14 protein-coding genes are annotated in these 13685 nt (G+C 45.1%); 7 read left to right on the forward strand and 7 right to left on the reverse strand.

Features of this window, described 5'->3' with window-relative positions; all coding sequences use genetic code 11:
- Positions 1 to 2: 2 nt before the first annotated feature.
- Positions 3 to 1289 carry a 3-phosphoshikimate 1-carboxyvinyltransferase gene (gene aroA, locus BN1691_RS07940; protein WP_048601727.1) on the forward strand — a complete coding sequence of 429 codons (1287 nt, stop codon included), beginning with the start codon at positions 3 to 5 and terminating at the stop codon, positions 1287 to 1289.
- A 14-nt stretch (positions 1290 to 1303) separates the two neighbouring features.
- On the opposite strand, the gene mgtE is transcribed toward aroA, so the two are convergent.
- Both mgtE and BN1691_RS07950 read right to left on the reverse strand, forming a co-directional pair.
- Positions 1304 to 2662 (reverse strand): magnesium transporter, encoded by a 1359-nt coding sequence (gene mgtE / locus BN1691_RS07945; RefSeq protein ID WP_048601728.1) that lies wholly within the window; start codon positions 2660 to 2662, stop codon positions 1304 to 1306.
- Between the two features lie 125 nt (positions 2663 to 2787).
- Positions 2788 to 3234 carry a GNAT family N-acetyltransferase gene (locus BN1691_RS07950; protein WP_048601729.1) on the reverse strand — a complete coding sequence of 149 codons (447 nt, stop codon included), beginning with the start codon at positions 3232 to 3234 and terminating at the stop codon, positions 2788 to 2790.
- Between the two features lie 358 nt (positions 3235 to 3592).
- On the opposite strand from BN1691_RS07950, the gene BN1691_RS07955 reads away from it, so the two are divergent.
- Genes BN1691_RS07955 through BN1691_RS07970 form a run of 4 tightly spaced genes read left to right on the forward strand, consistent with a single transcriptional unit; the run spans position 3593 to position 6959 of the window.
- The gene (locus BN1691_RS07955; RefSeq protein ID WP_048601730.1) at positions 3593 to 4540 is read left to right on the forward strand and encodes a helix-turn-helix transcriptional regulator; all 948 of its coding nucleotides are present in this window, start codon (positions 3593 to 3595) and stop codon (positions 4538 to 4540) included.
- A 1-nt stretch (position 4541) separates the two neighbouring features.
- The gene (locus tag BN1691_RS07960) at positions 4542 to 5474 is read left to right on the forward strand and encodes an ABC transporter substrate-binding protein (protein WP_048601731.1); all 933 of its coding nucleotides are present in this window, start codon (positions 4542 to 4544) and stop codon (positions 5472 to 5474) included.
- Between the two features lie 34 nt (positions 5475 to 5508).
- Positions 5509 to 6207 (forward strand): ABC transporter permease, encoded by a 699-nt coding sequence (locus BN1691_RS07965; RefSeq protein ID WP_048601732.1) that lies wholly within the window; start codon positions 5509 to 5511, stop codon positions 6205 to 6207.
- Positions 6204 to 6959: an ABC transporter ATP-binding protein gene (locus BN1691_RS07970; protein WP_076850155.1), complete on the forward strand. Its 756-nt coding sequence runs from the start codon at positions 6204 to 6206 to the stop codon at positions 6957 to 6959. Before BN1691_RS07965 ends, BN1691_RS07970 begins: the two co-directional genes overlap by 4 nt.
- Before the next feature lie 64 nt (positions 6960 to 7023).
- Here the strand turns inward: BN1691_RS07970 and BN1691_RS07975 are convergent, their stop codons facing one another.
- The 4 genes from BN1691_RS07975 to BN1691_RS07990 form a co-directional block, all read right to left on the reverse strand.
- On the reverse strand, positions 7024 to 7665 hold the full coding sequence (locus BN1691_RS07975; RefSeq protein WP_048601733.1) for a phosphatase PAP2 family protein: 642 nt from the start codon (positions 7663 to 7665) through the stop codon (positions 7024 to 7026).
- Positions 7666 to 8079, reverse strand: coding sequence for a NifB/NifX family molybdenum-iron cluster-binding protein (locus BN1691_RS07980; protein ID WP_053083728.1), 414 nt, complete (start codon positions 8077 to 8079; stop codon positions 7666 to 7668).
- Between the two features lie 139 nt (positions 8080 to 8218).
- Positions 8219 to 8896, reverse strand: coding sequence for a Bax inhibitor-1/YccA family protein (locus BN1691_RS07985; protein WP_048601734.1), 678 nt, complete (start codon positions 8894 to 8896; stop codon positions 8219 to 8221).
- Between the two features lie 162 nt (positions 8897 to 9058).
- Positions 9059 to 9886, reverse strand: a complete 828-nt coding sequence (locus tag BN1691_RS07990; RefSeq protein ID WP_076850157.1) for a metallophosphoesterase — start codon at positions 9884 to 9886, stop codon at positions 9059 to 9061.
- Between the two features lie 410 nt (positions 9887 to 10296).
- On the opposite strand from BN1691_RS07990, the gene BN1691_RS07995 reads away from it, so the two are divergent.
- Entirely contained in the window at positions 10297 to 10968 is a 672-nt protein-coding gene (locus BN1691_RS07995) for a TerC family protein (protein WP_231638371.1), read from the forward strand.
- Positions 10969 to 11063: 95 nt separating this feature from the next.
- Here BN1691_RS07995 and BN1691_RS08000 read toward each other — a convergent pair whose 3' ends face one another.
- A complete protein-coding gene (locus BN1691_RS08000) occupies positions 11064 to 11741 on the reverse strand; it encodes a hypothetical protein (protein WP_048601735.1) in 678 nt (225 codons plus the stop codon).
- 268 nt (positions 11742 to 12009) lie between these two features.
- Between BN1691_RS08000 and BN1691_RS14865 the strand changes: the two genes are divergently transcribed.
- On the forward strand, positions 12010 to 13629 hold the full coding sequence (locus BN1691_RS14865; protein ID WP_147545780.1) for a rhomboid family intramembrane serine protease: 1620 nt from the start codon (positions 12010 to 12012) through the stop codon (positions 13627 to 13629).
- Positions 13630 to 13685 lie beyond the last annotated feature (56 nt).

Here is a 13685-nt window from a genome sequence, read left to right on the forward strand (position 1 = left end):
CTGTGTTAACATTATCACCACGCCAAGCATTACAAGGAAGGGTTCAGGTTCCTGGAGATAAGTCTATCAGCCATCGCGCTGTGATGATGGGTGCCCTCGGCCAGGGAGTAACACGGGTCCATGGTTTTCTCCAAAGTGCAGATACCTTACATACGATGGAACTTTTTCGCCAATTAGGACGTCAGCTTGACTTGAATGAGGATGGCATACTACGCATTGAAGGGAAAGGGAAGTATCTTCAAGAACCTGCTCAACTATTGGATGTGGGCAATTCCGGTACGACCATGCGCTTGATGCTAGGGATTTTAGCAGGTCAGCCCTTCCATGCAGTACTGGCTGGAGATAGCTCATTAAACCATCGTCCGATGAAGCGGGTAGCTGAGCCGCTACGGCAGATGGGGGCGCAAATTGATGGGCGTCAAGGCGGCGAATACCCTCCCTTAGCCATTCGTGGTGGTTCATTACGGGGCATTCACTACCGTTCACCAGTAGCTAGTGCTCAGGTGAAATCAGCTCTACTTCTAGCAGGCTTGTTTACAGATGGGGATGTTGTTGTGGAGGAGCCACAGCAATCCCGCGATCATACAGAACGAATCTTCCAAGAACTAGGTATTCCCCTGGAGATTCTACCACAGGGTGTACGGCTTCCTGCTGGCGATTATCAGTGGGAGGGAGCCGAGCTCTTTGTACCAGGTGATTTCTCCTCTGCTGCTTTTCTGCTCGCTGCCGGACTCCTATTGCCAGGAAGTCATCTCATCGTGGAGAATGTGGGGTGCAATCCAACACGGACTGGTCTACTGGATGTGGCGTTGGCCATGGGCGGGAAGATTAGATATGAGATAGACCAAGCGGCGGAGCCAGCTGCTCAAATGGAGGTGCGGTTCAGTTCCTTACATGGTGTGGAGGTAGGAGGAGCCATCATCCCACGTCTCATCGATGAGCTTCCAATTCTGGCAGTGATGGCAACACAGGCAGAAGGGTGGACTGTGGTACGAGATGCCCAGGAGCTTCGAGTAAAGGAGAGCGATCGTATCGCTGTGATGGCTCAAGAGTTAAGGAAGATGGGAGTCACCATCGAGGAACTACCGGATGGCTTTATCATTGAAGGACCACAACAGCTTCATGGCGCAGCGCTGGATTCCCATGGTGATCACCGCATTGGCATGGCGCTGATGGTGGCTGCTGCACTAGCTGATTCACCTTCAACCATGGCAGGTGCTTCTGCTTTACAGATCTCCTATCCGCTTTTTTATGAGATCATGATGAAACATACAAAGCCAACCGTATAATGGTTGGCTTTTTTTTATAATAGATGGGTGAGAAAATAGGTGGCAGTGCTGAAATAGATCGTCAATGAAAAGATATCGTTGAGGGTGGTGATCAACGGGCCAGAAGCGATAGCAGGATCTACCTTAAGAAAGTGCAGTGCCAAGGGGATCACCGTACCTGCTAGCGTTCCTACGATCAGAGTGAGTAATAAGGAGAGTCCGACGACTAATCCTAAATAGAGATTTCCTAGCCAAACATAGGCAATGGTTGCGATCAATGTACCACAGACAGCACCAATAATCAGACCAACACCAAATTCACGCCAGATCAAATGAAGAATGGTTTTTCGATCCATATCACTGGTAATCATACCCCGTACAACCACAGCCAATGATTGAGTCCCTGTGTTCCCAGTCATCCCAGCGATCATAGGCATGAAATAAGAGAGGGCCACGACCTGCTCGATAGTGGAGCCAAAATGACTCATGATGTTCCCTGAGACAAGTCCGATAAAAAGGAGGAGGACCAACCAGGGAAGACGGCGTGCCGCAGCAGTAAAGGCACTGGTATTAAAGTCGATCTGCTTCCCTGAAGCAGATAACCGCTCAATATCCTCGTTAAACTCTTCGATCACAACGTCGATGATATCGTCAACGGTGATGATCCCGATGAGGTGATCCTCATGATCCACGACGGGAATGGCGACGAAGTCATAGCGTTCTACCATCTTCGCTACTTCTTCTTGGTCCATATCTACATGAACGGAAATCACCCGCGTTAGCATGATATCAGATATTTTATCTTGAAGATCAGCAATTAGGAGGTCACGGTAGGAGACTACGCCTACAAGCTGATCCTGACAGTTCAATACATAAAGATAATTCAAGGTCTCCGCCATATCCACGAATTGCTTGAGCTTATCAACGGCCTCCCGCACGGTATAGCTATCCTTAATCCAGACGAAGCGGTTGGTCATCAAGCCACCTGCGGTATCACCTGGATAGCGGAGTAGATTCTTAACATGAGCAGATTCTTCTGTTTTCATCGCCTGCAGGAAGTCATCGATGCTTTCAACCTGCATTTCACTAAAGAGGTCAGCCAGGTCATCGTTTTGCATTAAGTCCAAGATGGTTGCGGCTTTTTCGATGCCTAAGCGATTCAGTACCTTCAATTGTTCTTGAGGCTCTAGCTCTTGCATGCAGTACATGGCCTGGACAGGTTCAAGGTCCAGGAGAAAACGCACCTGATATTTCTTGGGCAACTGCAGATAGACTTCCGCAATATCATAGGGCTGAAGCTGCTTCACTAGCTGAATCAGCTCACCCTTTTTATTGGTTTTCAACAGACGAACAACACGGAGGACAAGTTCGTCAATGGTTAAGTTCCGGTTCATCGTGATCACCACTTTCTCTCTACTATTGCGGGATAACGTCATATGCATCCTTTGGCATTGTACCATACCCAAAGGGAGTAGGACAATGAACACATGGGGACAAGTGGGGTATGAAAGGGAATCATCTAGATTGACATTTCCATCCAGTATGTAGGTCGTAGAAAAGTAGGACGTTGCCGTAAGCGGAATCCCAGTTGGTAATAGATGGTCATGGCATGCTTATTCTTCCCATGTACATAGAGGTGTATAGAGGTAGCTCCCTTTCCTTTTAAATATTGCTTCAACGCCTCTAACCCCTGTCGAGCATAACCTTTTCCCTGATAAGTTCCCTCGATCACGGCATAATCAAAATGAACCTGACTCTTTGAAATCCAGCTATAGGCCACATAGCCGATGGTCTGTTGTTCTGGACCAAGTAGAATGATGACACGACTGGAGCGATTCAACTCCTGAAGAAAAGCTTGGTTCTTCCACATCCAGGCTGGTAGGTAGTGGGATAGATACTGTTGGCTAAGCTGTAATAGGTACAGATCATCCTGTTCTGGAATTCGCTTGCGATAGCTGATCTTCACCTGCTCACCTCCTCTTCGCTTTCCTAATCTTGTTGCTGTATCAGTCATATTACTTTGTCAATGGGGTGGGTGGGAAAAACACCTATCTTTACTCTATGTAAGGTAGAAGATCATGGTTCAATACTGATACAATGAAAAAGAGGATGAAGATAGACATGATAGGCACAGTTATTTTTACCGTTGAGATGAGGAGTATTCTTCATGCTACGAGAAAACAAGCAACAAAAGCTAACAAGAACAAACGAAAACAAACGAAAACAAATGAAAACAAACAAAATAGAACGAAAATCGACAAAAACTATTGACAAAAAAATGTCTAATGGGTAAGTTGAGATTGAACGGAAGGAGAGAGAAGGGCATGGAACGGAAACTGTTAACTCCTGAAGAAGTGGCACATGTGCTAAAGATTTCCAAGTATACAGTATATGAGATGGTAAAGCGTGGAGAGTTGGTAGCGAGCCGTATTGGTCGCAAGATGAGGATTGATTCCCAGGATCTAGAGGAGTTCGTCCAGAGACAGAAAAATGAACCGACTCAGATCAATGTACCGATTACGGAACAAGTCTCCCAGCAATTGCCCATAACGACGCGAGGAATTCAGCCCATCATGTTGATGGGGAGCCATGATCTTGCAGTCGATCTGCTAGTCACTTCTTTACATCAGCATTCCCCCACTTCGCTGATTATCCCAGCGGTTATCGGTAGTATGGAAGGCCTGATCAACCTGTATTATGGAAATGCTGATCTAGCAGGGTGTCACCTCTTTGACGAGGAAACGGGAGAGTACAACCTTCCCTTCGTTCAACGTTTATGTACTGGAGAGAAGATGGTGGTCGTCCAATTCGTCTTGCGCCAGTTAGGCTGGATCGTTCCCAATGGCAATCCTCAGCAGCTTCAAGGCTGGGAGGATTTACAAAGAGAGAATTTGCGCTTTGTGAATCGTCAGCGGGGCTCTGGTACGCGGATTCAACTGGATTATCAGCGAAAAAAACGAGGCATTCCTAGTGAAGGAATTCGTGGCTATGACCGAGAGGAATTAAATCACTACGGGGTAGCAACAGCCATTGTTCGTGGCGAAGCAGATTTTGGCTTAGGCAGTGAAAGCGCTGCTCGTGCAGTGGGATTAGACTTCATCCCTTTGGTACAAGAACGCTATGATTTTATTATGCGTAAGGAGTTTTATCAAAGTAGCCGCTGGCAGCCATTGCTGCAGGTGTTACAATCGAGCGTATTACGGCAACAGATTGAAGCACTTGGTGGCTACGACACAAGTATGAGTGGTCAATTAATAGGGGAGGTAGACTAACATGAAGCTACAGAATATACGTGGTTATAAGTTCGCCATCTTAGCCTTGATTTTCGTATTCACCATGGGGATGGCAGTAGGTTGTGGTAGTAAAGACGAAGGACAGAATACAGAAACAAATACAACTGCTAATCAGACGGAGCAGACCACTCCAGCAGAAGCTACAGAAACACCAGATCTTACTGGCACGGAGTTGATTCTTGCAACAACGACAAGTACACAGGACTCAGGCTTATTGGATGTTCTCGTTCCAATGTTTGAAGAGAAGACAGGTGCCATGGTTAAGACCATCGCTGTAGGTACAGGTAAGGCATTAGAAATGGGTGTAGCAGGTGAAGCTGATGTTTTACTTGTGCATGCACCTGCATCAGAGCAAGAATTAGTAGACAATGGTGATGTTATCAATCGTCAATTGGTAATGCATAATGACTTTATCATCGTTGGACCTAAGGATGATCCAGCAAAAGTTAGCGGTAAGACTGTAACCGAGGCTTTCCAAGAGATCGCGAAGAGCGAAAATATCTTCGTTTCCCGTGGTGATGATTCTGGTACGCATAAAATGGAATTATCCCTTTGGAAAGTAGCAACCATCGAACCAGCAGGTACTTGGTATCAAGAAGCTGGACAAGGTATGGGTGCAACACTACGGATCGCTTCTGATAAGATGGGCTATACCTTAACAGACCGTGCAACCTATCTTGCTTTACAATCAGAATTGGATTTAGCCATCTTGGTTGAGGGTGACCAAGAGCTATTGAACATCTACCATGTTATGCAAGTCAACCCTGAGAAATCTGACATGATCAAAGGAGATGCTGCCCAAGCCTTTGTTGAGTTCATGGTAGATCCAGAAATCCAAGATGTAATCGGCCAATTCGGTGTAGATAAATTCGGTCAACCTCTCTTCTTCCCAGACGCAGGTAAGGGAGAGTAAAAGAAGCGAACCAATGGCAGGAAGGAAATAAACGATGGAGATGATTTGGAACGGTTTAGTGGAAGCGTTTCGCATGATAATCACAGGGGATCCAGAAATCTATGCCATTACCTGGCTGACCCTACGGGTTTCTGGCTCAGCAACTCTGATTAGTCTCTTAATTGGCATCCCTTTTGGTCTCTTTCTTGCGAGGGTGAAGTTTCCTGGCCGCCGCCTCTTCGTCAGTGTGGTGAACACAGCCATGGGTTTTCCACCTGTTGTTGTGGGACTATGGGTCTTTATCTTCTTGGCTCGTAATGGCCCGTTGGGGTTCTTACATTTACTCTATACTCCAACGGCCATTGTGATTGCACAGGTGATTATTGCTACACCTGTTATTACTGGACTGACGATGGCTGCTATCATGCAGGTGGATCCGAATCTACAGTTACAGGTTCGCGCGCTGGGAGCAACGCGCTGGCAGTCTCATTGGTTGATTATCCGTGAGGCTCGTTATTCCATTCTTGCTGCCATTATTTCTGGCTTTGGTGCAGCGATCTCTGAGGTAGGGGCGTCACAGATGGTCGGGGGTAATATTAAGGGGTACTCCCGCGTATTAACCACAGCTACTGTGATGGAAACCTCGAAAGGGAATACCGACGTGGCCATTGGAATTTCCATCATCCTATTACTATTGGCCTTTCTCGTCACCTTTTTCTTAACCTTGTTACAGCAGCGGGAGGTACAGCGATGAGTTCAATGATCTTACAAGCAGAAGAGCTTCAGGTTTGTAAAGGTGAACGAACCATTCTTCAAGTACCACAACTGCAGATCGCTGCTGGAGAGATCGTCGGTGTGGTTGGCCCTAATGGGGCAGGGAAGAGTACGCTAATCAAGGCCTTAGCCTTATTGGATCCTCCTACCACTGGGAGGATTCTCCTTGATAATCGTCAAGTATGGCCAGGTCAGGTGAGCTTAGCGGAGCGACGTGAGCTTGCCCTCGTCTTTCAACAACCCTTGATGCTAGATGGGACTGTGGCGCAGAATGTTGGGTTACCCTTAAAAATGCGCCATATCTCACGAAAAGAGCGGGAGGATCAGGTGCAATATTGGCTGGAGCAGTTTGGGGTGGCGCATTTGGCCATGCGGCATGCCCGTACCCTCTCTGGGGGAGAAGCACAGCGGGTGAGTCTGGCTCGCGCCATGGTGTATCAACCGAAGCTGCTTTTTTTGGATGAACCATTCTCCGCCCTCGATTTACCAACGCGTCGTTCCATCCTCCGAGATTTCCAACGAATCTTGAAGGAGACGAAGACGACGACGCTCTTTATCAGTCATGACTATGCGGAGATCCAGTACCTTTGTGACTCCATGGTTCTGCTCTATCATGGAACATGTTGGGGGAAGGAATCGGTTCACTCGCCGATTCATGATCAGTTACCTGAGGCATTCTCATCATTCTTAAAGGATTGGATGACCCCCTTAGTTGCCACCTCAAGGGAATGAATGAGTTGCAAAGCGAGCATTTCAAGTAATCGTAAGAAAGAGGTAAGATCGTCATGAGATGATCTTACCTCTTTTTATATCCATATTCACCGAGCAAGATGAGGAGGATCCATAGGAACCCTGCAGCAAATCCAGCTAAAACATCACTTCCATAGTGAACACCGAGATAAACCCGTGAGAGACCCATTAGGATAATGAAGAGTCCAAAGGAAGGAAGAACCCAGAATGCAGGTTTTCCCTGCAGCTTGAGATGATGCCAGAGCAGGTAAGCCATCATGCCATAAAAAGCGGTTCCTACCATGGCGTGACCGCTGGGGAAGCTGTAACCTGTCTCTTCAACAAGGGCCATGATAGAAGGGCGGGTTCGATGGAATAGCGACTTAAGCCAAGCATTAAAGAGCCAACCACCAAGTAGGGCCAGAAATAGTAGCAAAGGTGGGCGCTTCTGGTGGTGGATCAACAACACATAAATGGTGAAAAGCAGAAAAAACGATATCTCAAATTTAGCACTGCCTAAGAATGAAATGCCTTTGGCGAAGCTGGTAAACGCCAGTGATTGATAAGGCTCAAAAACGTGTAAAGCCCAAGCATCGAGGAACAACACCCATCGATTCACCGCGTGTTGGGTCATAAAAACGAAGAGCAGGAGGGCGAGAAAAAGAAGACCACCAATAATAAATGGTGGTACAGCTTTTTGCTTTATCATTTAGATGATACGATTACCATGGTCATGATCGTGATCATGATCATGATCATGATGGTGATGATCATGGTCGTGACCTCCACAACCACAGGAATGTCCTTCCTTAGGTTGAAGCTCGCCACGGAGGTAGGCGTGTAAATTCTCTTCCACATCGCCAGTAGCACCATTCACCACTTGAATGCCAGCTGCTTTTAATGGTGCCTGAGCACCTGCACCAATTCCGCCTACAATGAGGACCTCAACACCACGGTTCACAAAGAACTGAGCTAATGCTTGATGCTGATGGGCTAAGTCTTGGGTGCTTACGAACTCTTGCTCTGTTATTTTATTATCTTCAACCGTATAGATAATAAATTGTGGACTACGGCCAAAATGCTGGAAGATCTGCTTGTTTTCAATGGGTAATGCGATTTTCATGTCGTTTCCTCCCTCGTATGCGATGTCTTTATTATGTAGCATGGACTAGTAATGATCGGCCCATACACTATTGTAGAGAAAAAGTAGGCAGAAGAAAAGAGGGGATGATTCATCCCCTCTCTGTTGATGTGTTATTCAATTATTCATCGGCGAATAATGCCCAAGCTAAGCGGAGTAAATCAAGGAAGATATTAATGAAATTTAAATACATGCTTAGGATTAAAGCGGGAATCATCGCTTCTGTAAAGCCTGTTTGCTTCAGAATGGAAACATCATAGAGGATGAATCCACTGAAGACGATGAGCGATACAGCAGCGATGATCGTCCCTAGCGCAGACAGACTGAGGAAAATATTAGCGATGCCAGCAATGATCAAGACGATTAAAGTAACCATTAGCATGGAACCCATAAAGGTAAAATCACGTTTCGATTTCCAGGCGTAGATGGAGAGACCGATAAAGATGGCTGACGCAAGACCAAAGCATGCTGTAACAATGGCGCCACCGAGTACCTGCGTGTAGATAAAGATCAGAGGATAGATGGCAAAGCCCTCGATTACAGCAAAAGTCCAAACAAATTTGTAGCTGATGGCTGAAGACTTACGAATAAAATATGTGAATAATAACAATCCTAAGCCGATAAAGCCAGCGATCATTCCAAATTGATTGGCCAATTGAATATTCTGTCCAAAAACAAAATAGGAGGCAACCATCCCTAACATGGTTAAAAGGAAGGCGATTCCTACTCCTCGTAATACTCGTTCAATCAGGGAATCATTACTGGTACTGGTAATGACCTCTGTACTCTGCTGATACATGTTTTCACCTCATTTAGAACTTGTTATTTTATATTATTAGTCCAAACTATGGAAAATGTCAACTTCATGGAGGCAAAAAAAGGTAGTAAATATTGGCTGGTCTCTTTAAAATTACAAAGGCTCCCACCTACCTAGGAGGGAGCAGGAGATGACTAATTACGATTAATAAATCTGATGTAGCGTGATTTCTGGGCGAGAACGAAGGCGAATATTTACCCCTGTTTGACCCAAGCCTTCATTGATATAGAATGCACGGTCATTATAGTAGTGAAGCCCTTTGATAATATCCTCTCGCCACATGGGACCCATCTTGGCGAGGTGATAGGGACGGGGCCAGTTAATCTGACCGCCATGAAAATGGCCGCAGAGCAAATAATGATAGTGGTAGCGTTTTAAATCCCAGACGGTGTGGGGATCATGGGTGAGTACAATGGTTAGCATCCGTGGATGATTGATCACACCTTGGAAGGAACTAACGATATCATCATGTCCAGAGTAGGCATCATCAATACCAACAATTTGTAGTGGCTCCTCATCGATCCAGATGGTACGATTCTCGTTGACCAGTAATACGACATCGTATGCTTTCATCACTTGTTCGAGCTGGAGCATCATTGTAGATGAAAGCTTATAATCATGGTTGCCCCATACGGCGTAGATTCCGTATTTTGGTTGTAAGCGTTGTAATACCTCGAGATAGGAAGCGAACTTCGTAATGCTACTCTCCTTCTCTAGATAATCGCCAGTGAGGGCGATGAGATCGATAGGCTCTGTTCCCACCATTTGAAAGATTTCTTCAGGTGAGATGGAGATATGCTCCATATGGAGGTCAGATAGATGGAGAATGTGTAATCTTTCTTTGCGTTCACCTACTTTTAAGTTAACATGGTTGACGCTAGGTACCTTGGTATTATGGTGAGCGCGCAGCAGTAAGGTAACGATCCCAACGAACAGGATGAAAGCCATCCCCCATAGCATAATTAGATCCATGCTTTAACCTCCTCTCTAGTCAATCAACCTTATTCTATTACAAGCTCAGACAAAAAAGTAGATGATAATGGATGGAATTAACGCTTCATTTTTGTTTAATCATACCCTTGTTTATATGCTTGTCAAGTAGTAATATAATATTATATCAATTTTTCAATCGAATAGCTTTTCTAGATGCAAAGGGGAGTAGCTTTTACAGCATAATCGTCAATCTCAGGATGTGTTCCATCCTCGGTTATGTTGGCAGCGTAAAGTTGTTAGCAAGACCTTTATCACGTTTAACGTTGATAAGGGTCTTTTTATTTGGACAATCTTTCTCCTGTTGAATTCATTGCAAGCTGGAAAGACTATGAAGAGCGAATCTTTTTCAGAAATGGTTACAACATTGGACGCAGAAAGGAAGAAGCAGTGTGTCAAATCTGGAGTTAGTCTGGGCATTATTTAGCATCATCATGTTAGACATTGTACTAGGTGGAGATAATGCAGTCATTATCGCCATGGCTAGCAAGCGCTTAGACCCTCATCTTCGCAAGAAGGCTATTTTCTACGGAACCTTCGGTGCTGTTGCTGTACGGGGAACTTTAGCAATTGTAGCAGTAAAAATGTTGGAATTACCATATCTCCATGTAGTCGGAGGCATCCTTCTTGTGGCTATCGCCTTTAAGCTACTGGTGGAACATAAAGATAAGGGAATGAAGGTTAAGGAAGGTGGATCGCTGGGAGAAGCCATTCGAATTATCATTACCGCAGATGTGATCATGGGGCTGGACAATGTCTTAGCCATCGCTGGTGCATCCAATGGTCACTGGGGCTTAATCATTCTAGGCTTGCTTGTCAGTGTGCCGATCATTCTATGGGGTAGCTTCCTGATCCTAAAGCTGATGGATCGCTTTCCTATTATCATCTATATCGGTGGTGCAATCCTCGCTTGGACAGCAGGCAAAATGATTGTAGCCGAAATGAAATTGGCATCCTTCTTTGCGATGATTCCATATGCACGTTATTCAGTACCTCTTCTCTTTGTCATCGTCATCTTAAGTATAAGCACATCGATTAACCGTAAGCATCATCAAGCAGCATAATTTGATTGAGAGATAATAAAAAGCAGGTTATTCATAATGAATAGCCTGCTTTTTTGGACCAATTATCTCATTTATCTCGATGAGCTCAGTAAGGACTACTTTGCTCGTTTATTGTTGGAAGAATTACCATTTCCATTTTTTGCAGAGGGTAGTAATTGCTTAAAGAAGGTGATTACCCGGCTTACAGTTAGGATGATCTCTGTACTGTAGGTGAGTGCGATGTTTTTACCTACTGCCTTCGTACCTACAATCGCGGAGCTGATTAAACCAGCAATAAAAATGGAGACAACGGATTGATAAGTGGTAAGCTCATCACTGAGTGCGATGATTTGAAAGACCACGGCCGCCCCGGCAGTACCAGAAATATAACCAGCAACGTCACCTACCACATCAGCAAAAAAATTATTGTACTTCTCAGCATTCTGAACGATAGAGATTGCTTGCTTTGCTCCGAAAACACGATTGGCAGCCATAGCTGCAAAGGGCTTCACATCTGCCGCGGTTACAGCGACAGCTACAATGTCAGCCAGTGTTCCTACAAGAACGATTAGTAGAATGGTAAAGAAAGCGATAAGTAATGAGGAGTTACGTAGCAGTAATTCGCTGATCGTGCTAATTCCAACGGCAGTAAAAAAGGTCCAAATGGAAATAATGATACTCCAGCGTGTAATAAAGCTTTTCTTCTTTACTTTTACTCCTGTCCTCTTACCGTTGCCATTTCCTTTCTTCGTTTCCTGAAGCGGGTCAATCTCATCTTTTTCTTGCTTACTCAAAATTCATCCCCACAATCTTACATATTTTTGTTACACAGCGGGCATAAAAATGCAACCCATCTGTGCATAGAGCGTATAAAGAGTTAAGAAATATTATACCATAATTCAGGGTAGCAAGCATAGTTCCACGAGAGAGAATGTGCAGGTGAGTAAAGCGAAATGTAAAATTTCCTTCCCAGTTACCCCTAGCAGTTCCAAAGGGATTAATGCTACTATTAATAGTAAGAATCAAGAACGATGAGGGCTTTACTTGGAGGTGGCTAAGCAGGTGGAACAACCATCTAACCATTTCGCTTGGGCTTTAGTGGCAATGTTGGTGGAAGAGAAGGGCTATCAGCTTATACAAGTGGAACGGCGTCCTGGTGAGGAGCAATACCCGATTTTTCACCTTGTGGCAAAAAATCAGATCTCTTTACAATACATAAGAATCTCCATGGTCGATCATATGTGGAGACAGGTAATGGAGCGTGAGCGGGCAGAGATGCAAGCTGCTAGTCTCCGTCTCTGTCAAGCGTTTCAAGCACGACGCTACGATGCACTCAATCTCTATCTTTTTAATCAATCGCCATTACCTGATATCCGTTCCTATGTACAGGAAGGTTTTGCGACGGATGGGGTAAACAATTTACAGGTAGGCCTTCTTGATTGGGAAGCGCAGAAATACATCGGTCAGGGTCAAATCCTTTACTCGCTCCATTGTGCTCCTGAACAGTTAAGTTATCTACTCCAGCATTATTCTGAGCGATCGGTGGATGAATATGTTCACCGTTTACAGCAGCAATCCCTGGAGAGCGAGAAGCAGCACCGTAAGAATCGGCAGATTGAAGTAATCCAGAAGCATACAACCTTAACCTACGCCTTTCTTGTATTTAATATTTTGATGTTCTTTGTGCTTTCTATCAATGGTGGAAGCACCAATACAGAGACATTGATCCGTTTTGGTGCCAAGGTGAATCCCCTGATTGTAGAAGGGGAGTGGTGGCGACTCTTTACACCGATGTTCCTCCATATTGGGATTTACCACTTGATGTTTAACAGTATGGCCTTATATGTACTGGGCTCCTTAGTGGAAAGAATGTATGGTAGTCAACGCTTTGTCTTGATCTATCTCATTGCAGGAATCGGCGGAAACGTAGCCAGTTTCATTTTTTCATCGGCCATTTCTGCTGGTGCCTCTGGCGCTGTTTTTGGCTTACTCGGTGCCTTACTCTATTTTGGACTTCGCAATCGCCAAGCTTTTATGAACACCATCGGCTTTGATGTTCTCGTCATGGTAGGGCTCAACCTAAGCATTGGCTTTATCGTTCCCGGGATCGACAATTTCGCCCACTTAGGGGGCTTAATCGTAGGCTTTCTCGCAGCCTTCCTCGTTGGTCTCCCCCGTGAACGTCAGCAGATTCAACGAATTCTTGCAGCATTGCTTCTCATCATCTTCCTTGGTGGCGGAACGGTCTTAGGAACCAATGAGTATAAAGAGAGTGCAGATTACCTCTACCGTACTGGCCATCAAGCATTAACAGATGGGGACTTTGCTAGCGCGAAGGTAAGCTTTGAAAAAATGCTTGAAAAAGATCCTGCATTAAGGCAGGATCCACAGGTAAGCTTATTTTATGGATTATCGCTGCTGAATACGGGAGATGCAGAGGGGGCTAGACAGTTTCTTGAAGGATACTTAGCCGATGAGCAAACTGAAAAGTTACCCAATCATTATTTTCTTCTCTCTTATACGTATAAAGAGCTGAAGGACGTAGAGAAGGAACGCTCAGCACTAGAGCAGGTTCTACGCATGGAGCCTAACGAATCCATGGGACTTCAAGCAAAATTGCGACTTGTTGAGTTAAATGTGGATCAAAAGTTAAATAACTCCAGCGACGAATCGGGTCAATAGATGGTTCAAATTCTCGGGAGCAATATGCTATAATCGAGTGCGACAAAAATGTAGAG

The organism is Rubeoparvulum massiliense (genome assembly GCF_001049895.1).
Classification (GTDB): domain Bacteria; phylum Bacillota; class Bacilli; order Rubeoparvulales; family Rubeoparvulaceae; genus Rubeoparvulum; species Rubeoparvulum massiliense.